General features: G+C 68.9%; 22 protein-coding genes and 1 tRNA gene. 11 read left to right on the top strand and 12 right to left on the bottom strand.

Going from position 1 to position 23,110, the window contains the following annotated elements:
* Positions 1-17: 17 nt before the first annotated feature.
* The 4 genes from EPO51_RS10090 to EPO51_RS10075 all read right to left on the bottom strand — a co-directional run bounded on the left by EPO51_RS10090 (position 18) and on the right by EPO51_RS10075 (position 5,787).
* On the bottom strand, positions 18-389 hold the full coding sequence (locus EPO51_RS10090) for a response regulator transcription factor (protein WP_293349530.1): 372 nt from the start codon (positions 387-389) through the stop codon (positions 18-20).
* Positions 386-1,030 (bottom strand): response regulator transcription factor, encoded by a 645-nt coding sequence (locus EPO51_RS10085; RefSeq protein WP_293349527.1) that lies wholly within the window; start codon positions 1,028-1,030, stop codon positions 386-388. The genes EPO51_RS10090 and EPO51_RS10085 overlap by 4 nt, the downstream gene beginning before the upstream one ends.
* On the bottom strand, positions 1,027-4,845 hold the full coding sequence (locus tag EPO51_RS10080; RefSeq protein ID WP_293349524.1) for a PAS domain-containing protein: 3,819 nt from the start codon (positions 4,843-4,845) through the stop codon (positions 1,027-1,029). Before EPO51_RS10080 ends, EPO51_RS10085 begins: the two co-directional genes overlap by 4 nt.
* Positions 4,846-5,031: 186 nt before the next feature.
* Positions 5,032-5,787, bottom strand: coding sequence for an SDR family oxidoreductase (locus EPO51_RS10075; RefSeq protein WP_293349521.1), 756 nt, complete (start codon positions 5,785-5,787; stop codon positions 5,032-5,034).
* 317 nt (positions 5,788-6,104) lie between these two features.
* On the opposite strand from EPO51_RS10075, the gene EPO51_RS10070 reads away from it, so the two are divergent.
* Positions 6,105-6,563, top strand: coding sequence for a carboxymuconolactone decarboxylase family protein (locus tag EPO51_RS10070; protein ID WP_293349518.1), 459 nt, complete (start codon positions 6,105-6,107; stop codon positions 6,561-6,563).
* A gap of 149 nt (positions 6,564-6,712) precedes the next feature.
* Positions 6,713-7,114, top strand: coding sequence for a hypothetical protein (locus EPO51_RS10065; RefSeq protein ID WP_293349516.1), 402 nt, complete (start codon positions 6,713-6,715; stop codon positions 7,112-7,114).
* Positions 7,115-7,331: 217 nt separating this feature from the next.
* On the opposite strand, the gene EPO51_RS10060 is transcribed toward EPO51_RS10065, so the two are convergent.
* Positions 7,332-8,078: an SDR family NAD(P)-dependent oxidoreductase gene (locus tag EPO51_RS10060; protein WP_465246601.1), complete on the bottom strand. Its 747-nt coding sequence runs from the start codon at positions 8,076-8,078 to the stop codon at positions 7,332-7,334.
* Positions 8,079-8,468: 390 nt separating this feature from the next.
* Here EPO51_RS10060 and EPO51_RS10055 point away from each other — a divergent pair, with 390 nt between their 5' ends.
* The 5 genes from EPO51_RS10055 to EPO51_RS10035 all read left to right on the top strand — a co-directional run bounded on the left by EPO51_RS10055 (position 8,469) and on the right by EPO51_RS10035 (position 12,414).
* Complete coding sequence (locus EPO51_RS10055) at positions 8,469-9,128, top strand: HD domain-containing protein (protein WP_293349511.1); 660 nt, start codon at positions 8,469-8,471, stop codon at positions 9,126-9,128.
* A 404-nt stretch (positions 9,129-9,532) separates the two neighbouring features.
* Positions 9,533-10,480, top strand: coding sequence for an alpha/beta fold hydrolase (locus tag EPO51_RS10050; RefSeq protein ID WP_293349507.1), 948 nt, complete (start codon positions 9,533-9,535; stop codon positions 10,478-10,480).
* A gap of 150 nt (positions 10,481-10,630) precedes the next feature.
* On the top strand, positions 10,631-11,401 hold the full coding sequence (locus tag EPO51_RS10045; RefSeq protein WP_293349504.1) for a sensor histidine kinase: 771 nt from the start codon (positions 10,631-10,633) through the stop codon (positions 11,399-11,401).
* 135 nt (positions 11,402-11,536) lie between these two features.
* Positions 11,537-12,112: a DUF427 domain-containing protein gene (locus EPO51_RS10040; protein ID WP_293349501.1), complete on the top strand. Its 576-nt coding sequence runs from the start codon at positions 11,537-11,539 to the stop codon at positions 12,110-12,112.
* A gap of 29 nt (positions 12,113-12,141) precedes the next feature.
* Positions 12,142-12,414: a hypothetical protein gene (locus EPO51_RS10035; protein WP_293349498.1), complete on the top strand. Its 273-nt coding sequence runs from the start codon at positions 12,142-12,144 to the stop codon at positions 12,412-12,414.
* Positions 12,415-12,701: 287 nt separating this feature from the next.
* Here the strand turns inward: EPO51_RS10035 and EPO51_RS10030 are convergent.
* A tRNA-Leu gene (locus EPO51_RS10030) sits at positions 12,702-12,786 on the bottom strand.
* A 212-nt stretch (positions 12,787-12,998) separates the two neighbouring features.
* On the opposite strand from EPO51_RS10030, the gene EPO51_RS10025 reads away from it, so the two are divergent.
* The 4 genes from EPO51_RS10025 to EPO51_RS10010 all read left to right on the top strand — a co-directional run bounded on the left by EPO51_RS10025 (position 12,999) and on the right by EPO51_RS10010 (position 18,032).
* A complete protein-coding gene (locus EPO51_RS10025; protein WP_293349495.1) occupies positions 12,999-13,307 on the top strand; it encodes a FeoA family protein in 309 nt (102 codons plus the stop codon).
* Positions 13,304-15,178, top strand: a complete 1,875-nt coding sequence (gene feoB, locus EPO51_RS10020; protein ID WP_293349492.1) for a ferrous iron transporter B — start codon at positions 13,304-13,306, stop codon at positions 15,176-15,178. Before EPO51_RS10025 ends, feoB begins: the two co-directional genes overlap by 4 nt.
* A 92-nt stretch (positions 15,179-15,270) precedes the next feature.
* Positions 15,271-15,591 (top strand): hypothetical protein, encoded by a 321-nt coding sequence (locus tag EPO51_RS10015; protein WP_293349489.1) that lies wholly within the window; start codon positions 15,271-15,273, stop codon positions 15,589-15,591.
* A 233-nt stretch (positions 15,592-15,824) separates the two neighbouring features.
* Positions 15,825-18,032: a hybrid sensor histidine kinase/response regulator gene (locus EPO51_RS10010; protein ID WP_293349486.1), complete on the top strand. Its 2,208-nt coding sequence runs from the start codon at positions 15,825-15,827 to the stop codon at positions 18,030-18,032.
* A gap of 10 nt (positions 18,033-18,042) precedes the next feature.
* Here EPO51_RS10010 and EPO51_RS10005 read toward each other — a convergent pair whose 3' ends face one another.
* Genes EPO51_RS10005 through hppD form a run of 6 tightly spaced genes read right to left on the bottom strand, consistent with a single transcriptional unit; the run spans position 18,043 to position 23,032 of the window.
* A complete protein-coding gene (locus EPO51_RS10005; RefSeq protein ID WP_293349483.1) occupies positions 18,043-18,531 on the bottom strand; it encodes a MarR family winged helix-turn-helix transcriptional regulator in 489 nt (162 codons plus the stop codon).
* Complete coding sequence (locus tag EPO51_RS10000; RefSeq protein ID WP_293349480.1) at positions 18,528-19,532, bottom strand: fumarylacetoacetate hydrolase family protein; 1,005 nt, start codon at positions 19,530-19,532, stop codon at positions 18,528-18,530. The genes EPO51_RS10005 and EPO51_RS10000 overlap by 4 nt, the downstream gene beginning before the upstream one ends.
* Positions 19,529-19,804, bottom strand: coding sequence for a hypothetical protein (locus tag EPO51_RS09995; RefSeq protein WP_293349477.1), 276 nt, complete (start codon positions 19,802-19,804; stop codon positions 19,529-19,531). The genes EPO51_RS10000 and EPO51_RS09995 overlap by 4 nt, the downstream gene beginning before the upstream one ends.
* On the bottom strand, positions 19,801-20,934 hold the full coding sequence (locus EPO51_RS09990; RefSeq protein ID WP_293349474.1) for a homogentisate 1,2-dioxygenase: 1,134 nt from the start codon (positions 20,932-20,934) through the stop codon (positions 19,801-19,803). Before EPO51_RS09990 ends, EPO51_RS09995 begins: the two co-directional genes overlap by 4 nt.
* A 1-nt stretch (position 20,935) precedes the next feature.
* On the bottom strand, positions 20,936-21,931 hold the full coding sequence (locus EPO51_RS09985; protein ID WP_293349471.1) for an isoaspartyl peptidase/L-asparaginase family protein: 996 nt from the start codon (positions 21,929-21,931) through the stop codon (positions 20,936-20,938).
* 3 nt (positions 21,932-21,934) lie between these two features.
* Positions 21,935-23,032 carry a 4-hydroxyphenylpyruvate dioxygenase gene (gene hppD, locus EPO51_RS09980; protein ID WP_293349468.1) on the bottom strand — a complete coding sequence of 366 codons (1,098 nt, stop codon included), beginning with the start codon at positions 23,030-23,032 and terminating at the stop codon, positions 21,935-21,937.
* Positions 23,033-23,110 lie beyond the last annotated feature (78 nt).

Genomic DNA, 23,110 nt, shown 5'->3' with positions numbered 1-23,110 from the left:
GCTCAACTCTCCCTTGCTCAATGTTGGTCCAGGATCTTCTCCACGGCCGCCAGCAGGAGCTGGCCGTCGATGGGTTTGCGAAACAGCCCCGACGCGGCCGCCACATCGGCCGGGCGTTGGGTCCCGATCTCGTGACGCCCGGTGACCAGGAACACCGGCAGTTCCGGGCGAAGCTTGCCGACGGCGTCGCGAAGCTGGAAACCGTCCATTCCAGGCATCCCGATGTCGGTGATCAGGCAGTCGACGTCGCCCAGGCCCGCGACGAGCACGGCGTCGGCCGAGGCGAAGGTCCGCACCGAATGGCCCGCGGATTCGAACAGGTTCTCCAGCGACTCCAGGAGCCGCGCGTCGTCGTCGACAACGGCAATGATGCGTTTGGGATGACTCACGCTTCCCTCTCTCCGCGACGCGAATGTGTGACCGGGACCTGCAGCCGCTCCGCCGCCCGAACGAGGTCGGCGAGGGACGCAGCGCCCATCTTCCGCAAGACGTTTCGCCGATGGACCTGCAGCGTGACCTCGCTGAGACCGAGCTCGGCGGCCGCCTGCTTGTTCATCAAACCGCTGACGATGAGTGGCAGCACCTCGCGCTCGCGCGGCGTCAGCTGCGCGTATCGCCTGCGCAGGGCGCCAAGGTCCGCCCGCTCGGCCCGGACCCGGTCGTCCTGCGCGAGCGCCGCATCCACCGCGGCCAGCAGCGCGTCCTCGCCGAAGGGCTTCGTCAGGAAATCCACGGCGCCGTGCTTGATGGCCCGCACCGAGGACGGAATGTCGCCGTGACCGGTGATGAAGACGATGGGCGGGTGATCGGCGCCGGCCAGCTGCGATTGCAGGTCGAGCCCATTGATGTCCGGGAGCTCGACATCGAGCAGCAGGCACGCCGGCCCCGTCGGTGTTGCGGCGCGGGCATAGTCCCCAGCCGAGGCGTACGCCGCGACGCGCAGGCCATGCGCCTCGAGCAGTTCGCTGAGCGCTTCCCGGACGCGGGCGTCGTCGTCGACGATCAGGACGATAGGTGTGTGCGGCGTCATGACGGTGGCGACGCCTCGAGGGGCAATGTGAAGGCGAAGGTCGCGCCCCCCTCGGGATTGGCTTCCACCCACAAGCGGCCGCCGTGGGATTCGACGATCGAGCGGCAGATCGCGAGGCCCATCCCCATGCCGCTCGGCTTGGTCGTGAAGAACGCGTCGAAGACCTTCTCGCCGTTGGGCACGCCGGGCCCGTTGTCCCTGACCTCGACCTGCAGCATTTCGCCGTTGCGGAATGCGCTGACCACCAGCCGCGGCGCATCCTGGCCGTCGATCGCATCGATCGCATTGCGCATCAGGTTGACCAGCACCTGCTGAACCTGGACGACGTCGAAGGGAATGTCGGGCAGATCAGCCGCGACATGCGCGTCGATTTCCACATGGGCCTGCGACGTGCGGTCGGCGAGCAGGCGGCGGACTTCGGCGATGACATCTCCGATCGCCGCGGGGTGGCGCGCCTCAACGGCCTGGCTGAACAGGGCCCGAATGCGGCTCACCACATCGGCCGCGGCATTGGCGTCCCGGATGATCCGTTCGATCGTGGTCTGCGCGCGATCCAGGTTGGGCGGCGCGGCCGTGAGCCACCGCTGGCACGCCTGCGAGTTCCAGACCACCGCCGCCAGGGGCTGGTTCACCTCGTGGGCGATGGACGCGGAAAGCTCCGCCAGGCTCGCGGCCTGGCTCGCCCGGGCAAGCCGTTCCTGCGCCAGCCGAAGGTCCTCCTGGGCGCGCACTTCACCATCGATATCGAGGCAGATGACGTTCCACTGGACAATGGCGCCTGCCGCGTCCCGCATGGGGGCGGCGCGGGTCTCCATCCAGCGATAGGTCCCGTCGAAGCGGCGCAGACGATGCCGACGCGCATAGGGCTGGCCCGTCGCCAGACTGTGGGCGTAGTCGCGTTTGACGGACGCGAGGTCGTCGGGGTGGACGCCCGCGTCCAGGGTCTGGGCCAGGCGAGAGCGGGGCCCGTCTTCGAGGCTCTCAAGGTCATAGCCCAGGAATTCGCGAAGTTGCTGGCTGCGGTAGATCGGCTCGCCGTCCGGCGCGGCGCAGTCGACCATCGCCGGCAGGGTCTCGACCAGGTGCCACAGGAACTTCTCCCGCTCGCGCAGCGTCTCGTTTGCGGACATCCGATCGTCGATATCGACGCAGACGCCGTACCATTGCCGGATCTCTCCCGTGTCGTCGCGAAGCGGCTCGGCCCGCGCCTCGGTCCAACGGTAGGATCCGTCGGATCGACGCTGGCGAAACGTCATGGTGAGGGGCGCACCTGTCGCGAACGCGCGGTCCAAGGCCTCGTCCACCTCCGCCCGATGATCGGGGTGGATATCCGCCAGCGACCGCGATCCGTCGGGCGTGATCAGGTCCGCCACGCTGACGCCGACGACGTCGGTCATCCGACGGTTGAAGTAGGAGGGGCGCCCCTCCGGCGTCGTGCACCAGATCATCGCCGGGACCGTGTCGACCAGGCGCTTCAACTCCTGCTCGCGGAGCTGGAGCGCCGCCTCGGCCCGCACCTGATCGTCGATATCGTGGCAGACTCCATACCACTGGAGGATGCGCCCGGCGGGGTCACGTAGGGGTTCGGCGCGGCTCGACATCCAGTGCCAGACCCCATCGGCGCGTCGCAGCCGGTAGCGCATCGCAAACGGGGCGCCGGTCGCCAGGCTGTCGCCGAGAACCCGTCGGAACGCGAATGCGTCATCGGGGTGGACGGCCGCGATCATGCCCTCCAGCCCCCTCGACAAGAGGATGCCGGGATCATCGGCGTCGCCCCCGAGATAGTCGGTCATCCGCCTGTTGAAGAAGGTCGGCTCGCCCTCCCGCGTCAGCCGCCAGACATGGCTCGGCACCAGGTCGACGAGTTGCGAGAGTTCGCGCTCGCGGTCGCGGACGGCCGCCTCCGCGCGCTTGGATTCCGTCAGGTCGAGAATGTAGGCCACCCCCTGCCGGGATTGCCCCTCGAAACAAGCGGCCCCGATCAGGACGGGCACCCGCGTGCCGTCCTTCCTGAAGTACTCCTTTTCCCGCGCCTGCATCTTGCCGGTCGCCGCGAGTTCCTCGGCTTCCTCCTGCGCATGGACCGCCTGCCAGTCCGGCGGTGTCATGTCGAACCAGCGGATGCCGGCTTCCACGTCCTTCCGGTCGTACTGGACCATGTTCAGGAAGGCGTCGTTGGCGTCGATCAGCGTCCCGTCTAGGTCCCAGATGACGATCCCAATGATGTCTGAATCGACAAGCCGCCGGATCCTGGTCTCGCGTTCCGCGATGTCGCTGTAGAGGCGCATCTGTTCGCGCTCGCGGGCCTCCAACGCCTCCTGGGCGACGACCCGGTCATGGACGTCCACGCATACCCCGTACCAATGGACGATCTCCCCGGCGTCGCTTCGCAGGGGTTCGGCGCGCCCCTCGGTCCAGCGGAATCCGCCATCGGCGCGGCGTTGGCGGTAGGTCATGCGAAAAGCCTCGCCCGTCGCGAAGGCGTGGCTGAGCGCAGTCTCGACCTCGGGCATGTCCTCGGGATGGATGTCGACGAGCGAGCGCGAGCCATCCGGCGCGAAGAGGTCTTCCAGATTCACCCCGACCGTGTCCGCCAGCCGCTTGTTGATAGAGGCCAAGGTCCCGTCCGGCGCCGTGCTCCAGATCAGCGCAGGAACGGCGTCGACCAGCTGCTGGAGCTGCCGTTCGCGTTCGCGCAGTGCTTCCTCGTTGCGCTTGTAGACATCGGTCGTGATGGACGTCCCATACCAGCCGGTGATCCGCCCCTGCCCGTCGCGGATGGGATAGGCGACGCTCCGGTTCCAGGCATAGCCCGACACCAGCTTCACGCGGTGCTCGTAGTAAAAGTTGTCGCCGGATCTGAGGCAATGCCGCCAGGCCGCAGCCAGGCCCTCGTAATCATCCGGGTGGGCGTGCGGCTTCCAGGACGTGTCGCCGGCGTCGACGGCCGCGTTGAGCGCCTCGATCGTCTGCTCCAGATTGCTGCGCGATGCGGACGTGAGATAGGTCAGCTTCCCGTCGGGATCGATCGTCCACGCATTGCCGAACAGGGTCTCGATGACCGCGACCGCCCGCGCCGCTTCGGCCTCGGTGTCCGGTGACGTGGTCAGGGCCCGCGCGGCGGCAGGCTGTGGCGCGGGCGGCGGCGCCTCCAGGTCGACGTGCTCGCCCAGCCAGGTCAGCCGGCCATCGAGTCCGTATTGCGGCGGGACGACCGTGGCGCTCTCCCATCGATAATCCCCGTCGGGCTGCTGCAACCGGAGCGGGATCGGTCGCGGCAGCCCGGTCCAGAACGCGTGGGTGACGCCGTCGATGGCGGCCGGGCGATCCTCAGGATGGACGATCTCGAAGGCCGATGGTGGGCGCGCGGCTCCGGCCTCGGCCTCGACGGTCACCGGCTCCCGTCCGATCGGCAGGGAGTCACGATCCAGGACCGTGCCGTACCACCCGAGGATGCGCCCTTCCGCGTCCCGCAGCGGACGGCCCGAGCAACGTCCCCACCGGTAGACCCCGCCGGCGGCGCGCAGGCGATGGGTCACGTCATAGGCCACCCCGGTCTCCAGACTCGCCCGCCATGCGGCTGCGGCCGGCGCGAAGTCGTCCGGATGCACAAGGTGCTTCCAGCCGGCCGCGGGATCGTCGGATCCGGCGTTCAGGTCCTCTAACGCGATGCCGAGCAGGGCCAGCTGGCCCTCCGTCACATAGATGAATTGGCCCGCGACATCCGTCGCCCAGGCGTTGCCGACCACGTCTTCCACGACCCGCGCCGCGCGCGCCGCCTCCGGCGCGACCTCGCCTGCTTCATCGGACAACATCTGCGAGCCCTCCCCCAGAGGGCGCGTCCCGGGTTCGCGGCCCTGGCGCCAGCCTAGCACTCCTTCTGGTGAGGCGTTTCCCATTCCGACGAGGCTAGGGCGACGCGCGGCCTCGGGCATCCTATGGAAACCCATCGATCGACCGCGGGTGGCGGCAACGGCGATACGACGTCGATCAGAGGCGGGTCAGTCCGCCGGGATCGACTCGCGCAGCCAGTCGGCCAGCGTGATGGTTCCCAGGCGGGCGCCCGGTCCCGGGATCAGAGAGCGCTCTTCCAGCACGGCCCCGAAATAGGGCGCCGCCGGATCGGCGATCACGCGCCGGGTGTCGGACTTGGCGCTCAGGTAGGCCTCCGCGAAGGCGGTGATCGGGAGGGCCTCGGGTCCGCCGATCTCGATCGTCCGGTTGAGGGGCTCGCCCGGCGCTACGGCGACGAGTTCGGCCACCACGTCGTCCGGGTGGATGGGTTGCATCAGGGCGGGCGACAGGCGGACCTGGCCATCGACCACCGCCGAGTCGATGATCCCTCCGATGAACGGCAGGAACTGCGTCGAGCGGATCAGGCTGTAGGGGACTGGGCTTGCCTTGATCAGGTCCTCCTGCGCCACCTTGGCGCGCAGATAGCCGCTGGCGGGCAGCCGGTCGGCGCCGACGATCGACAGCGCGACGTGATGCTTCACGCCAGCAGCCTCCTCCGCGGCGAGCAGGTTGCGGCCCGCGGTCTGGAAGAACGCCATCGCCGCGTCGTCCGCGAAGGAGGGAGAATTCGCCAGGTCCACCACGACCTGCGCCCCTGCAAGAGCCTCAGCCAGGCCCTCGCCGGTCAGGGTGTTGACGCCGGTCTCCGGCGCCGCGGGGATGGCCTCGTGGCCCAGCCCCTTCAGGCGGGCGACGAGGCGCGAGCCGATGCGCCCGGTTCCGCCGATCACGACGATCTTCATGCTGCTTCTCCTGGTGAGGCCTTGGGGTCGGGAGACGCTAGGCGGAGCCGGGTTCGGCGCGTATCGACCGAAAGGCTAGGGCGCGACAGGCGCCGGCGGCCCAAGGGCGCCAAACCGCCTGGCCCCGGGTAGGGTCTGGGGAGGCCCGCCCGACGAGGTGGGCCGCGCTGATCCGGCAATCATCCCGCTCACCCTCGCCGTCGGGCGTGGGCGGGCCCGACCAAGGGCGTAGGCGCTCAGGACCCACAGACAGTGCCGGTCATCGCCTCGTGTCCGGCATCGTCAAGTCATCAGCAACGCGTCGAGAGGCCCTGCCCATGATCCCCCGCTTCAACGCCTTCAAAGTTGCGCCGACCCTGACGAAAGCCCTGATGGGCGTCGAGGCCGCTCTGGCCGAGAGCGGTCTGGAGCACGGCCTCGCCGAACTCGTGCGTCTGCGGGCGTCCCAGATCAACGGCTGCTCGTTCTGCCTTCACATGCACGTCGCCGACGCCAGGGCGCACGGCGAAACCGAGCTGCGCATGATCATGCTGGATGGCTGGCGGGAATCCTCGCTGTTCAGCGACCGCGAACGCGCGGCCCTGGCATGGACGGAGTCCCTGACGCGCATCGCCAAGACCCACGCTCCGGACGCCGACTACGAGCTGGTGGAGAGCCAGTTCAGCGAGATTGAGATCGTCTCGCTGACCATCCTGATCGGCCAGATCAACAGCTGGAATCGCGTGCAGATCGCCTCGCGCGTCGCCCACCCCGTCGAGGCGGCCAAGGCCGCCTGACGACCCGTTCTCGATCGGTCCCCTCCCCGAACCGATCAGTGGCCCCATTCCAGGGCCGGGAACGGCGAAGACGTCCTCTCGCCTTCTCCCCCAACCCGCGAGAGGCGTCTTCGGTCAACTCACGTCACCCCCATCCGAAGGACGCCGCCATGCTGAAGTCCACCTGCCTCGGCCTCGCCCTGCTGCTCGCCTTCGGCGCCGGCGCCAACGGCGTGTTCATGCTCGTCTCGCCGGACGGCTGGTACGCGGCAGTGCCCGGCGTCACCACGACCGGCCCGTTCAACCAGCACTTCATCCGCGATATCGGCCTGATCTTCGTGCTGGTCGGCCTCGGACTTCTGACCGGCGTCGTGCGACCGGCGGTCCGCACGCTCCTTTGGTCCGCGACGGCTACCTGGCTGGGCGGCCACGCGTTCTTCCACCTCTGGGAGGTCGCCGTCGGCATCTGCGCGCCGTCCGCCCTCCTGCGTGACTTTGCGGCGGTGAGCCTTCCGGCCATCCTGACCGGCTTTCTGGCCTTGTGGTCGTGGGGCCAGGATCGTCGCGCCTGAGGCGCAGGAAATTACCGTCCGGCTACGGCGCGGGATGGTGATCTGGCGCCCTGCCGCCTGACCTCCGACCCTGACGCGCATTGACGCGGCGAGTTGGGCTCGCGGCGGCCCGGCCTTGTCGCGCGAGTGTGAAGGAGGAACGGCAAAGGCCTTCCGACCGGTCAGGAACACCGGCCAGAAGGCTTCACCGAACTCTCGCAGCCGAGGCTCGCGATCGTCAGGCCAGCGTCGCGCCACCATCCACGGCGAGGTTGATGCCGGTGACGAACGCGCTGTCGTCCGAGGCCAGGAAGACCGCCGCCCGGGCGAGTTCATCGGCGTCGGCGAGCCGGCCGAACGGGATCGCACGCGCGATCTCGGCCTCGAAGGCGGGGCGCGCGTCACCACCGACGCCAAGCTTGCCAATGATCGGCGTGTCCGTCGGGCCCGGGCTGAGCACGTTGACCCGGATGCGCCGATCCTTCAGCTCAAGCGCCCAGTTGCGGGCGAAGGCCTCGATCGCCGCCTTGCTGCCGGCGTAGACGGCGTGACCGTCCAGGACCTTGCGCGACGCAATCGAACTGGTGAGCAGGATCGTGCCGCCGTTCCGGAGCAAAGGGATGATCTTCTGCACCCCGAAGAACGTGCCCCTGGCATTAGCCAGGAACTGACCGTCGTAATCGTCGGGGCTCACATCGAGGCTGTGCTGGATCCGGATCGTTCCGGCGTTCGCGACGTAGATGTCGGCGGCGCCGAAGCGTTCCGCCACGTAGGCCGCCACCGCATCGTGAATCCCGAGACTGGCGACATCGCCCACGACGCCGGTCGCCTGCCTGCCGAGCGCGGCGACGGCCGTTTCGACGGCGTCTGCGCGACGGCCGACCAACACCACCTGGGCGCCCTCGGCGACGAAGGCCCGCGCCGTTGCGAACCCAATGCCGCTGTTCCCGCCGGTGATCACGGCGACCTTGTCCGATAGTCTCATGATGATGTTCTCCTGGATCGCTGCCGACTGAGCGGAGTCACGGACCGCGGCGTGAGCGCTGCGGGGTGATCCATCGGCGACCCGCCCCTAGATGCGGGCGCCAGGGGCCAGACGCCGGCTGGACGACGGTCGGGGTTGGCCTCGCCCCTGGGGCAGCCCGACCTCGCCGATGGCCGGACGATCGACCGACGCGCGCGGCTCTGAGGATGACGCACGTCAGCCTGGACGCGCACCGACTGGCCGAAGGGTGGAGTTCGCCGCGACCTTCGGACGGATCGGCCTGCGCCGCGCGCCAGGTCGCCGCGACCGACGTCCTCATCCAGGGTCTAGGGAGGCCGCGAGGCGCCAACGCCAATTGCACGCGGCGCGCCTGCGGAAGCGGAGATCCAGATGCCCGTTCCGAACCTGTCCTTGTCCGACCTGACCGCGGTCCTCGGCGACCTTCCGCAAAGTCCGGTGATCGTCCGGGCGTTCGACCACGTGCGAGAGCGACTCGAGCCCTTCCTCTTCAATCACGTCGCCCGTTCCTGGGTGTTCTCGGTGAAGCTCGCGGCCCGGCGCGGCCAGGCGCACGACGCCGAGGTGGTCGCCGTCTCGACACTGCTCCACGATCTCGGGCTGACGCCGCATGCGCCCGGGCCCCACCGCTTCGAGGTGAATGGCGCCGAGGCCGCGCGGGCCTTCGTCCGGGACCTCGGCTTCGACGACCGCCGCGCCCAGCTGGTCTGGGACAGCATCGCGCTGCACGCGACCCCCTCGATCGGCTTCCTGAAAGAGCTCGAGGTGGCGATCTGCGGGCGCGGCATCACCCTGGACTTCGGGGGGCCGGACTTCGCGGCCCTCGACCCGACGGAGATCGCGGCGATCGTATCCGCCCTGCCCCGCCTGGACATGAAGCGCCAGTTCATCGGCTGCATGCGCCATGAGGCGGAGACGCGGCCGGAGGCCACCTACGACAATCTCGTCCGCGACTTTGGCCTACGCTATGTCGACGGCTACGCTCCGCCATCCTGGGTCGACCAAGTGCTTGGCGGTCCCTACGAGGAATAGGCGTGCGTCCAAGCCGCCAGCCGGGAAACCATCGGTGCGTTCAGCCGGCTGTCCCAGGGCCGACCCACGCCTGACAGCCCTCTACCACGCCCCTGCCGCCGCCTTCGCCACGCGCACGTGTCTCCTCTGGAGTGCGGCGGCTGCGCAAGGAAGCGTTCGGCCGCGGAGCGCCTCGCCCCGGCCGGTGAGATCAAGCCATGCCCAGCGCCTTGCCGGCCCTCGGCCCAACCTTCCGGCGAGCAACCTCGGACCAAGGGATAGGTCCGGGTGTCCCCGAGGCCGGATCGCCGGGGGTCGAGCGACTTCGTAGCCTCGGGCCAGGCTTCCGGCAGTCGCTCATGAAGCCACAGAGAGGTGAATCCACAATGAGAACTTCGCAGACTCAAACATCCCGGCGCGGAATGATGGCCGCCGGCCTGGGCCTCGCGGCGGCCGGCGCAGCGGCGGCTGACATGGCCTCCTCGACCGCCACCGCCGCGCCCGCGCGGAGGCCGGCGCAAGTCGCCTCCGGGACCCCCGGAAGCAACTTCGTCACCACGGCGGATGGGACGCAGATCTTCTACAAGGACTGGGGCCCATCCGGCGCTCAGCCCATCGTGTTCCACCACGGCTGGCCCTTGAGCGCCGACGACTGGGACAACCAGATGCTGTTCTTCCTGGGCCAGGGCTACCGGGTCATCGCGCACGATCGGCGCGGGCATGGCCGCTCGACCCAGACCGACACCGGCAATGACATGGACACCTACGCCGCCGACCTGATCACGCTCGTCGATCACCTCGACCTGAAGAACGCCATCCATGTCGGCCATTCCACCGGCGGCGGCGAGGCCGCCCACTATGTCGCGCGGGCGAAGCCTGGCCGGGTGGCCAAGCTCGTCATGATCGGCGCCGTGCCGCCGATCATGGTCAAGACGGACAAGAACCCCGGCGGCCTGCCCCTCGCGGTGTTCGACGGCTTCCGGGCCGGCCTCGCGGCCAATCGCGCGCTGAACTACTACGAGATCGCCTCCGGCCCCTTCTACGGTTTCAACCGTCCCGGCGCGAAGGCGATCCCGGCGGTCGTCGACAACTGGTGGCGCCAGGGGATGATGGGCGGCGCCAAGGCCCACTACGACTGCATCAAGGCCTTCTCGGAGACCGACTTCACGGACGACCTGAAGGCGATCGACGTGCCAGTGTTCCTGATGCACGGCGAAGACGACCAGATCGTGCCCGTCGCCGACGCGGCGCTCATCGGCATCAAGCTGCTGAAGAAGGGCAAGCTGAAGGTCTATCCCGGCCTGCCCCATGGCATGGCGACCACGCACGCGGACATCATCAACCAAGATCTGCTGGCCTTCATCCGCAGCTAGAGGGCCGCGTCGCCGGCCCCGGCCGCGCAAGGCCAACGCCAGAGGACGGCGCGTCTCCGGACCGCCGTCCTTCTCCCCGGGCTTCCCCGCTTGCGAGGCCGCCGCGCTCGCCGAACGGGACGCTGAACACCCCGCTCAGGAGTCCGCCTCATGCACGCCGAGTTCAGAACGGAGGACGTCGAGATCCCCACGGACCCCTTCCGTGCGGGACGTGACACCCTCCGGCTCGAGGCCCTGGGCCTGATGACCGCCGGCATCGTCCACGACCTCGGAAACATGATCCAGGTCCTGTCCAGCGCGATGAGCATCCTCAACCGGCACCCGGGGGTCCGGGCGGCCGAGGGCCTGGAGCCCGTCGTGGCCAGCGCCGTTCAGTCGCTGGAACGCGCCACCGCCCTGATCGGATTGATCGCGGGGTTCGGGCGCGCGGGCGATTGCGAGGTGGAGGACCTGGATGTCGCCCTTTGCCTCGCCGGCCTTGAGCGGCTGCTGCGCTGGATCACGGCGGGGTCGATCCGGTTCGACCTGCGGGTGTCACCGTTCTGCCCCCGGGTCTCGTGCAGCCGACGCCAGTTCGAGAACGCCCTCCTCAACCTTGTCCTCAATGCGCGCGACGCCATGCCGGCAGGCGGCGTCCTGACCATCGACGCGATGGCCTCGAGCGAGGCCGGGCAGCATGGTGACGTGGTCATCAGCGTCACGGACACCGGCGCAGGCATGGACGCGAAGACGCTGTCCCGGGCGTTCGAGGCGTTCTTCACCACCAAGGACAGCGGCCGGGGCAGCGGCCTGGGGCTCGCGATGGTGCGGCGTTTCACGCACGAAGTCGGCGGCGGCGTGACGGCCCGGAGCCAGCCCGGCCTCGGCACGACCGTGACCCTCACCTTGCCCGCCGCAGCCAGGCCGTTCGGATGGAGATGAGGCGTCTGGCGACCCCGCAACGGCCCCCGCCCTTGGGCTACGCAACCCTAGACCCAGGCGTAGTACCCCTCGTCCGGCCCTTCCCGGATCATCACCGCGGTCGATCGCCCACCGTTGCGGCCGAAGGAGGACAAAATGACATCCGGACGACCTGAGATCACCCTGGATCCCCGTCGGATCCGCGTGCTGTTCGGGGGACACGACGTCGCCGACAGCGACCAGGCCCTGCTGGTGCGGGAAGCCGGGGAACAGCCGACGCTCTACTTCCCTCGCAAGGACGTGGAGATGACGATCCTGGCGCGGACCGGCCTCAACGCCCTGTCCCCGACGAAGGGCGTTTCCACCCATTTCACGATCTATCGGGACGCGACGGTCGTCGAGAACGCCGCCTGGTCGTTCGAAGACCCGCCCGCGCCGTTCGCGTTGATCGCCGGGCACATTGTCTTCCACCCAGTGCATTTCGAACTCGCGGCCCACGACGAGACGCCGGCGGACTGGAAGCTGGAAGCCGTGGCGCCCGCGCCATCCCAAACGCCGAACGCGATCAGCTTCGCGAGCGCCGACGACCTGGCGACCGCGCTGCAACGCGCCGCCGCGGCCCACCACCTCGACGAAGCGCGCACCGGAGCGACCGATCCCGACTGGCCTCGCTGGTACGCCGCCTACATCGCCGCGGAGCAGGCCGCGGGCCGCGATCCGGTCCAGGCCTGAAACTCCGATCACGCGCAGGAGCCTTCGACATGCCGTCCGAAACCCCGACCCCGAGCTTCGCGGCCGACATCGCGCCGCTGTTTCGTCCTGAGGACATTGCCTGCATGGATCCCATGGGCGTGCGCCTGGGCGACCCGGCCTGGATGACCGACCCGGCCGGCGACCTGCGCCGTCCCGACCACGCCAACGCCCGTCGCGTCTTCCAGCAGTTGCGGGCCGGCCGGATGCCGCCCGGGAACCCCTGGTCCGACGCGCAGCTCGCAACCTACGAGGCCTGGATGGCGGGCGGCTTCGCGCCTTGAGCAAGGTGCTCCGCGCCAGGCCACTCGCCCATCAACCGGGCCGAGGCCATCGCGATCAGCTATCGGTCACGCGGCCCATGGCGAGGTCACTTTCGCCGCCCTGCGGGCGCTGAAGAAGCCCTCCGTCGCGCTCTTCTATCATCGCTTCGGCAGCCTCGCCGCGGCGCTGGAGCTCGCGGGCTGTCCGAGGTTCATTCGTGAGCGACCCGTCGATCCGGAGACGTGGAAGCTGATGGGCGAACTGGTCAGCGCGCTCACCGCAGCGCTTGCGCGCGAAGGCTACGGCCTGGTGCCCCCGGTCGGACTCGAACCGACACACCTCGCGGTACCGCATTTTGAGTGCGGCGCGTCTACCAATTCCACCACAGGGGCCCGAGCGGCCTTATAGCGGCCGTCACCTGCCTCGCCAACGCCTCAAGCGGTCGTTTTCGCGCTTCCCCATGCCCGCATCAGCTGCCGGCCATAAGGGCTCGGGGCCCCGGGGCAACAACCGGCCTGCGGCGAATGCGGACCTTGCGCCGCGACGGCCGAGGTCGTACCTGATAATCGTTCGCAATATCTGCGAACGTCGGGACCCTTAGTTCATGCACGAGTTGCTCGCGGACCAGGCGGTGGCTGTCGAAGCCGGGCTGACGCGCCTCAGCCACGTCCGGCCAGGGGACCGCGGCGTCATCGTCGACGTACGCGCCGACCACGCGACCGGGCATGGCGTGGACGTGCACGAGCTGGAGCGCCGGCTGCTGGAATTCGGGTTCGTCGAGGGCGCCGCCTTCGAGATCATCCACCAGGGCCTGTTCGGCGCCGACCCCATCGCCGTGCGGCTCGACGATATGCGTGTGGCGCTGCGCCGCCGCGACGCGGAGGACGTCTGGGTGCGGTTGGACGCGAAATGAGCGAGGCCGCGATTCGGCCGGCGCGCGTCGCCCTGGTCGGCAATCCCAACACGGGCAAGACCGCCCTCTTCAACGCGCTCACGGGCGCTCGCCAGAAGGTGGCCAACTACGCCGGCGTCACCGTCGAGCGGAAGGAAGGCTTCCTGACCACACCGGGCGGACGCAGCCTCTCGATCCTGGACCTGCCCGGCACCTATTCCCTGCGCGCGCGCAGTCCGGACGAAGCGGTGACCCGCGACGCCGTGCTGGGCCGCCTGGCCGGCGAGGTCGAGCCGGACGTGGTCGTGGCCGTCGCCGACGCCACGAACCTGCGCCTCGTGCTGCGCCTGATCCTGGAGTTGAAGGCTGTCGGCCGGCCGATGGTGCTGGCGCTCAACATGTACGACATCGCCCAGCGCCAGGGCCTGCGGATCGACTTGGAGGGCCTGCAGCGCGAGCTGGGCTGCCCGATCGTCACCACCGTCGCCACCCGCAAGCGCGGCATCCAGGAACTCACCGCCAAGGTGGACGAGTTGATCGCCTCGGGCGCGCTCTCGACCGCCAACGTCTGGCACGAGCCCTCGGCCGCCGAGATCCGCGGCGCCCACCGGGAGGCCCAGCGCATCCTGAAGGCCTACGTCCGGCCTCCCGAGCACCCCGACACCTTCACCGGCAAGGTCGACGCGGTGCTGCTGCACCCGGTGGCGGGCCTTGCGATCCTGCTCACCTTGCTGTTCGTGATGTTCCAGGCCGTCTTCGCCTGGGCCGCGCCCCTGATGGACGGCATCGACGCCGGCTTCGCCTGGCTGGGCGCCATGGTCGGCCAGGTCCTGCCGAACGGACTGATCAAGGACTTCATCGCCGACGGGGTGATCGCCGGCGTGGGTTCGGTGCTGGTCTTCCTGCCGCAGATCCTGATCCTGTTCTTCTTCATCATCCTCCTGGAAGACTTCGGCTACATGGCCCGGGCCGCGTTCCTGATGGACAAGATCATGGGCGGCGCCGGCCTACACGGCCGGGCCTTCATCCCGCTCCTGTCGTCGTTCGCCTGCGCCATCCCGGGGATCATGGCCGCCCGGGTGATCGACCAGAAGCGCGACCGCATGACCACCATTCTGGTGGCGCCGCTGATGACCTGCTCGGCGCGGATCCCGGTCTACACCCTGATCATCTCGGCCTTCATCCCGAACCGGATCGTGGGTCCGGGCCTCAACCTGCAGGGCCTGGTGATGTTCGGGCTCTACGCCGCCGGGATCATCAGCGCGCTGGCCGTGTCGTTCGTGATCCGCAAGGTGTTCTGGCGCGGCGCGGTCGAACCGTTCCTGATGGAGCTGCCCACCTACAAGCTGCCCAGCTTCGAGAACGTCTTCCGCAACCTGCTGCTCCGGGCCCAGATCTTCCTGAACCGCGCCGGCCGCATCATCCTGCCGCTCATGGTGGCGGTGTGGGTGCTGTCCACCTTCCCCGGCCCGCCCCCCGGCGCCACCGAACCCGCCATCGACTACAGCTTCGCCGGCATGATCGGCCAGGCGATCCAGCCGATCTTCGCCCCCATCGGCTTCAACTGGCAGATGGTGGTGGCCCTGATCCCGGGTTTCGCCGCACGCGAAGTAGCGGTGGCCGCCCTGGGCACGGTCTATGCCGTGGGCGACGCCGAGGCCAACGTCGGCGCCCTGGGCGCCCGCCTGGCCCAGCACTGGAGCCTGGCCACCGGGCTTTCGTTCCTGGCCTGGTACGTCTTCGCGCCCCAGTGCGCGGCGACCCTGGGGGTGGTGAAGCGCGAGACCAACTCCTGGGCCTGGACGGGCGTCATGTTCGCCTACATGACCACCCTCGCCTACCTCGCCTCCTTGGTGGTCTACCATTCGGCGGTGGCGCTGGGCGGAGGTTAGCCAGAGGTTTTCGCGCGTCGGTTGCGTTAACTGGTCTTTTTCCGTGCGCTTTAACTCATCGATAAACGAGAGGAGCGCAGGCTCGCCTCGTCATGCAGAACCAGCACGAAACCGCCCACGACGCTCCGAACGGCAAAAAGCCGGTGCGGGTCAAGGAAACCCTGTGCAAGCGCGTCCGTGAGGCCCTCCTTTCGCTCGGCGGCGAAGCGCACCGATCGATTGTGATCGAGCAAGTGGCCCGGAACCTGGGTCACAACGTCCACCACATCCCCGAGGAGCTGCAGCAGCAGGTCATCGTGTCGTTCGAGGCGTTCTGGCGCGACGAGCGCAAGCGCGCCGCCTACGGCTTCCACCTGCCGTTCGGGGAAGGGTCGCACCGCTGGAGCGTCCGCAACGACGCCATGGCGGCCTGAGGGCCTCATCCCGGATTCGAGCGACAGCCTGGAGGGCGCCGTGACCGGCGGGCCGGATCTGCGCTCGCCATGAGCCGCGACGGCCCGCGCCGTCAACGATTCCCGACGATTCATGCGACAAATCAACGCGAGCCGCCGGCGCCAACCGGCTGTTAGTCCATGACCGTCAGGCTTCGCTCGTTCGAAAGAGAGCCAGCGATGCCCCACGTCCCTGCAGCAACCGGCCCCTCGGGATGAAGGCCGGGACCGCGACGGCCGAGCAAGGCGCCCCGAGGCCGCCGCCGGCCGCGGCCTTCAGCGTCGCGACCAGCGTCGAGCTGGCCCTGATGAGCACCCGCGACCGGCTGGTCTACGCGAGCCTCTATGCGGTCATCTCGCTCCTGATCCAGCCATGGATCTTTCCCGCGGTCTGGATCACGCTGATCTTCGTCTGGGAACTGGGCGTGCGCGTGGTCTTCGACCGCGTCGTCCTGAAGCAATCGGCGGCGCGCGCCGAACAGACCTATGCGGCGGTGAATTTCGTCGGGTCGTGCCTGTACCAGGTGATCGCGCTTCTGGGCCTGGCCAGCGGTTCGGCGATCGGCGTCGCCATCGCCACCACCTGGCTCGCCGGCTCGTTCATGAGCAACTTCATCTACTTCGGCGCCAACCGTCGGCTCCTGCTGGCCGTGCTGGGCCCCGGCATCGCCGCGGCGCTGATCGGCCCCTTCCTGGCCTCGGGCCTGCAGTTGCAGTCCGCGGTGATCAGCACGCTCATCATGGCGGGGCTGATATCCGCGCGCGGGTTCGCCCTGGACCACCAGACGCTGCTACGGACCCTGGCCGATCGCCAGCTCGCCCTGTCCGATGTCGAAAGCAAGCTCGCGGTGGCCATCGAAGCCTCGGGCGACGGGCTGTTCGACATCTCCCTGGAGGGCCGCGCCAATCACGTGAGCGCCACCTGGCTGGCGATCCTGGGCTATGCGCCTGGCGAAGCGCCATCAGAACTGACCGAGGACTGGCGCTCGTCAATCCACCCCGACGACGTGGCCGCCCTGCAGGCGGACTATGCCGCCCATTTCCGGGGAGAGACCCCGCACACCACCTCCGAGCATCGGATGCGCTGCAAGGACGGGCAGTACAAGTGGGTGCTCGCCCGCGGACGGCTGGTCGAGCGCACGGCGGACGGCAAGCCCGGGCGGATCGTCGGCACCATGATGGACCTGACCGCGCGCAAGGCGCTGGAGCAGCAGCTCGAGACCGCTCGTGACGTCGCCGAAGGGGCCAACCACGCCAAGGGCGTCTTCCTCGCCAACATGAGCCACGAGATCCGCACGCCGTTGAACGGGGTGATCGGCACCGCGGGAGCGCTGGCGCGCCGGCCGCTGGCGGTCGAGGAACGCGAGATGGTCGCGCTGATCCAGTCCTCCGGCCAGACGCTGGACCGCCTGCTGTCCGACATCCTCGACCAGGCCAAGATCGAGGCCGGGCAGTTCGAGTTGCTGGTCGCACCCTTCGACCTGCACGACACGATCGAGACCGCCGCGGAACTGATGCGCGCCCGCGCCGACGAAAAGGGCGTCGGCTTCCGCGTCGTCTACGCCGACACCGCGCGGGGCGTCTTCTCCGGCGATGCGATCCGGATTCGCCAGATCGTCTCGAACCTCGCCTCGAACGCCATCAAGTTCACCGCCTCCGGAGAGGTGCGCATCCTGGTCAATTCGCGCGAACCGGAACGGCTGGACGAACCCAGCGTGCTCGAGATCAAGGTCGTCGACTCGGGGATCGGCTTCGACCCCGAGGCCGCCAAGCGTCTGTTCACCCGCTTCACCCAGGCTGATGGCTCGATCTCCCGTCAGTTCGGCGGGACCGGCCTGGGCCTGTCGATCTGCAAGACGCTGGTGGAGCTCATGCAGGGCGAGATCGCCGCAACGTCCGAGCCCGGGACCGGCTCCACCTTCACGGTCGAGATCCCCCTGACCCGTACGACGCCGCTCGCCGAATACGATGCGCGGCGGGCCGACCCGCGACTCGCCGAGCCGTCCGCCGACGCCGCCTCCATGGGGCAGCTGCGCGTCCTGCTGGCGGAAGACCACCCCACCAACCAGCGCGTGGTGCAGCTGATCCTCGAGCCATCCGGCGTCGACCTGACCATCGTGAGCAACGGCCGGGAGGCGGTGGAGATCTTCCAGCCGAACCTCTTCGACCTGATCCTCATGGACATGCAGATGCCGGTCATGGACGGCCTGACGGCGACGCGCGAAATCCGCCGGCGCGAACGCGAGCTCGGCGCCACGCCGACGCCTATCGCCATGCTGACCGCCAACGCCATGTGCGAGCACCGGGACCAGGCGACGGCGGCCGGCGCCGATCACCTCATCGCCAAGCCCATCACGCCCGAAAGCCTTACCGCCGGCGTCGAATTCGCGCTGGCCAAGGCCGAAGCCGCGGCCGCCGCCTGAACGCCGCGCGCTAACGCAGGCTGGGCGAAGGGAGGGCTTCCCCGGCCAGCTGGCCGGCGGCGGACTGCAGCCGTCCCAGCAGGCGCTTCAGCAGCGTCACCTCGTCCGGCGCCAGTCCGGCGATCAGCGCGGCCTCGTAGGCCAGCGCCAGCGGCGCGATCTCGGCGTGCAGGCCACGACCCTCGGGCGTCAGCGCCAGCACGTGGGACCGCCCGTCGGCCTTGTTCTGCGAGCGGCCGACCAGCCGGCGCTTCGTCAGCCCCTGCGCCGCCCGGCTGACCGTCACCTTGTCCATCACCGTGCGGGCGACGATCTGCACCTGACTCAACTTGCCGTCTTCGGCCAGGACGCACAGCAGCCGCCACTGCGGCACCGTCAGGCCGAAGCGGTCCTCGTAGGCGCGGGCGATCAGGCCGGAGACGGCGTTGGACGCCACCGAGAGGCGGTAGGGCAGATAACTGTCGAGCCTCAGGCCGGCCTCGCCCGCGTCGGCGCTCATCCGGCGGCGACCTCCTGCTCGATGGCGCCGAAGATCGAATGGCGCTTCTCATCGACCATCTGGATGCGGACCGTATCCCCCGCCTTCAGGAACGGGGTCGACGGCTTGCCGTCCAGGATCGTCTCCACCGTCCTCACCTCGGCCAGGCAGGAATAGCCGACGCCGCCCTGATCGATGGGCTTGCCGGGCCCGCCGTCCGGCCCGCGGTTCGAGACCGTGCCGGAGCCGATGATGGTTCCCGCCGACAGCGCACGGGTCTTCGCCGCGTGCGCGATCAGGGTCCCGAAGTCGAAGGTCATGTCCACGCCGGCGTCGGCCTCGCCCAGCGGCTTGCCGTTCAGCTCGACCTCCAGCTTGCCGTGCAGCTTGCCGTCCTTGAAATTCGGCAGGGCGTCGGGCGTCACCGCGACCGGCGAGAACGCCGAGGCGGGCTTGGACTGGAAGAAGCCGAAGTTCTTGGCCAGTTCGGCCGGGATCAGGTTGCGCAGGCTGACGTCGTTGCACAGCATGACCAGGCGGATCGCCTTCAGCGCCTCCTCGCGGCTGGCGCCCAGCGGCACGTCGCCGGTGACCACGGCGATCTCGCCTTCCATGTCGCAGCCCCACGCCTCGTCCTTCAGCGGGATCGGGTCGCGGGGCCCCAGGAAGCCGTCCGAGCCGCCCTGGTAGATCAAGGGGTCGGTCCAGAAGCTCTCGGGCATGTCGGCGGCGCGCGCCTGTCGGACCAGGGCGACGTGGTTCACATAGGCGGAGCCATCGGCCCACTGGTAGGCGCGCGGCAGCGGGCTCATCGCATCGTGCTCGTGGAACCGGGCCTGGGGCACCGAGCCGTGCTCGAGGCTCTCGGCCAGGCCGCGAAGTTCGGGCTCGCAGCGATCCCAGTCGTCCAGCGCCGCCTGCAGGGTGAGGGCGATGCGATCGGCCGGCGAGTACCAGGCGAGGTCGTTCGAGACGACCACCAGGCGACCGTCCCGGCCCCCCTTCAACGAAGCCAGCTTCATCCGTCACTCCCGTCCTTCGCGATGATTCTTGTCAGTCGCACCCCGTCTTCATAGGAGCGCGCTTCGTAGACGGTGACCTCCACCCGGATGTCGCCGCCGGTGTCACCTTCCCACATGTAGGCGCGGTCGAAACAGACTTCGCGTCCCTCCGGCGTAAAGCCTTCGAAGGTGTCGCCCCAGGGCGTGTGCTTCGAGAGCTGCGGCCAGCCCAGGGTCATGGCCCGGTCGAGCTCGTCCTCGGCCGCCGCGGTCAGGTCGTCCTGGAGGCTCACGCGCCCTTCCAGCTGTCGACGTAGGCCGGGTTCTCGACCGAGGCGGCGGCCTCGCCCACGTCCAGGGGGTCGCGGGTGTCGATCATCACGGCGTACTCGTCGGTGGCCGGCTTGGGCTGGGTGAGCATGTTCTTCAGCGCCTTCGGATGCGGGCCGTGGGTGAAGCCCGACGGGTGAAAGGTCATCATGCCCGCTTCGATGTGGTCGCGGCTGAAGAAATCGCCCGCGTGGTAGAACAGCACCTCGTCGTAGTCGTCGTTGTTGTGGAAGAATGGAATCTTCAGCGCGCCCGGATCGGTCTCGAAAGGCCTGGGCGCGAACGTGCAGACCACGAACCGGTCCGAGACGAAGGTTGAGTGGACCGACGGCGGCAGGTGGTAGCGGTGGCTGACCACCGGACGGATGTCGGCCACGTTCAGCCGCACCGGCGCGAGCTCGCCGTGCCAGCCGATGGCGTCCAGCGGATTGTAGGGATAGGTCACCGTCGAGACGGCGCCGCGCTTCTTGACCTCGACCCGCACATCTCCCGGCTCGGCCTGGTGGGCGCGGAAGGCCTCGTCCATCACCGGCGTGTCCAGAATGGCGGGGTCGAACAGGGCGTGCGGCCCCATCAGACCACGGTCGGGCAGCTTGTAGTGGGTGTTGGTGGCCTGGATCATCAGGATCGCCGTCGCCTGGCGGGGCGTCAGCCGCCACATGGCCCCGCGCGGCAGGTAGAGGTAGTCGCCGGCGCGGTAGGCGATCCGGCCGAAGTCGCTGAAGAGATCTCCCTCGCCCTGGTGGACGAAGAGCAGCTGGTCGCCGTCCGCGTTGCGCGCCAGGGCGGGCATGGCCTGCGCCAGCTTCCAGAAGCGCACCTCGGTGGCCGCATTGTGCAGCACCACGCCGGCGGCCCAGGGCGAAGGCTCGGCGGCGTTCAGCCGGGCGAGATCGAAGGCCCGCGGGCGAAGCGGCCCCTCGAACGAGGTCCAGCCGGTGGGCGGGCGCGGGTGGTAGAGGAAGGCTGCGGGACCGAAGAAGCCCTCCTTCGACATCTCGCGCTCGTAGGCGCCCTCCGGAAGGTCGGCGTGGGCCTGGCGGGAATGGACTCCCTGCGCCCCGCGGATCGGAATCCAGTCACCCTTGGCCATTTCAAGTCTCGTCCTTGTAGACGCCGACGACCAGCGGTTCGCCGTCGGCGATGCGGGCGCGGTACATGCCCGGGGTGTTGAAGCTCCAGGCCATCTGGCCGTCGGGGGCCACGCAGATGACGCCGCCGTCGCCGCCCAGCGCCGTCAGTTCGCCCTGGATGACCTGGTCCGCCGCCGCCTGCAGCGACAGGCCCTTGTGCCGGACCAGGGCGCAGATCTCGTGCGCGACGCCCAGCCGGATGAAGTACTCGCCGGCCCCGGTGCAGGACACCGCGCAGCCCTTGTTCGAGGCATAGGTCCCGGCGCCGATGATGGGACTGTCGCCGACCCGGCCCCAGCGCTTGGCCGAGCTGCCGCCGGTCGAGGTGCCGGCCGCGACATCGCCGTGTGCGTCGAGGGCGACGACGCCCACGGTGCCGTACTTGCCCTCCTCGTGGACCAGGGCCGCTTTGCCGGACAGGTCCTGCGGCGCGCCGGTCGGCCGCGCGGGGATCGGCAGGCCCAGTCTTGCCAAACCCTTCTCGAGGGCCAGCCACCGGCGTTCGGTGAAGAAGTAGCTGGGATCCACCTGCTCCAGGCCCTGGCTGCGGGCGAAGGCGTCGGCGCCCTCGCCGCCCAGCATCACATGCGTCGAGCCCTCGATCACCGCGCGCGCTGCCGAGATCGGATGGCGCGTGGTGGTCACGCCCGCCACGGCCCCGGCGCCGAGCGTGGCCCCGTCCATGATCGAGGCGTCCAGTTCGTTGCGGCCCTCGGCCGTGAAGGCGGCGCCCCGGCCCGCGTTGAACAGCGGGTCGTCCTCCAGGAGGTGGATCGCAGCCTCCACGGCGTCCATCGCCGAGCCGCCGGCGCGCAGCACAGCCGCGCCGGCGTCGGCCGCGACGGCCATCGCGTCGCGGTAGGCCACCTCCTGCTCCGGGCTGAGCTGGCCGCGCGAGATGGCGCCCGCGCCGCCGTGCGCCACGAGGGCCCACTTCGGGCGGATCTGGTCGGCCATGGATCAGTCCTTCGCGGGCAGCACGCCCCGCTTGATCTGATCAAGCTCGATGGACTCGAACAAGGCCTTGAAGTTGCCTTCGCCGAATCCCTCGTTGCCCTTGCGCTGGATCAGCTCGAAGAAGATCGGGCCGATCATGTTCTCGGTGAAGATCTGCAGCAGCAGGCCCTGGCCCTCGGTCGGCGCGCCGTCGATCAGGATCTTGTCGGCGTGCAGGCGCTGGACGTTCTCCCCGTGGCCTGGGACGCGGGCGTCGATGCCCTCGAAATAGGTGTCGATGGTGTCCTGGAAGCGGACGCCGCGATCGCGCATCGTTTCGACGGACTCATAGATGTCGCCGGTCCCCAGCGCGATGTGCTGGATGCCCTCGCCCTTGTAATCCTTCAGGAATTCCTCGATCTGCGAGTGCTCGTCCTGGCTTTCGTTCAGCGGGATGCGGATCTTGCCGTCCGGGCTGGTCATGGCCTTGGAGATCAGTGCCGTCTGCTTGCCCTCGATGTCGAAGTAGCGGATTTCGCGGAAGTTGAAGATGCGCTCGTAGAACTCCGCCCAATGGTTCATCTGGCCGCGATGGACGTTGTGGGTCAGGTGGTCGAGATAGGTCAGGCCGACGGCGTTCTTGTCCACCTGCTCGGCCGCGCCCTCGATGGGCAGGAAGTCGACGTCGTAGATCTCCTGCGCGCCGTAGCGGTCGACCAGGTAGAGGTTCGAGCCTCCGATCCCTTGGATGGCCGGGATGTTCAGCTCCATCGGACCGACTGGCCCCTGCACCGGCGTGGCGCCGCGCTCGACCGCCAGCTTGAAGGCCTTGGCGGCGTCGCGGACCCGGAAGGCCATGGCGTTCGCCGACGGACCATGGGCCTGGCGGAACTCCGCCGCCTGGCCCTGAGGCTCCATGTTCAGGATGAAGTTGATGTCGCCCTGGCGGAAGCGCAGCACGTTCTTCGAGCGGTGCTTGCTCACCGCCGTGAAGCCCATTTTCTCGAACAGGTCCTTGAGCCGTTCCGGCTCCGGCGACGTGAACTCGACGAATTCGAAGCCGTCGGTGCCGAGGGGATTCTCGAAGAGGTCGCGGTTCTGGGCGGGGGTCTGGACGTTCATGGGCTGGGCCTCCTGTCGGCGGCAATTAGTATCATCTGAAACCAGTTTGCGGAAGCGCCAAGACACGACGCGCGACCC

Origin of the sequence: Phenylobacterium sp. (assembly GCF_004297125.1) — a bacterium.
Lineage (GTDB): Bacteria > Pseudomonadota > Alphaproteobacteria > Caulobacterales > Caulobacteraceae > Phenylobacterium.
The sequence above is the reverse complement of the archived record's forward strand: the minus strand, read 5'-3'. Positions and strand labels throughout refer to the sequence as shown.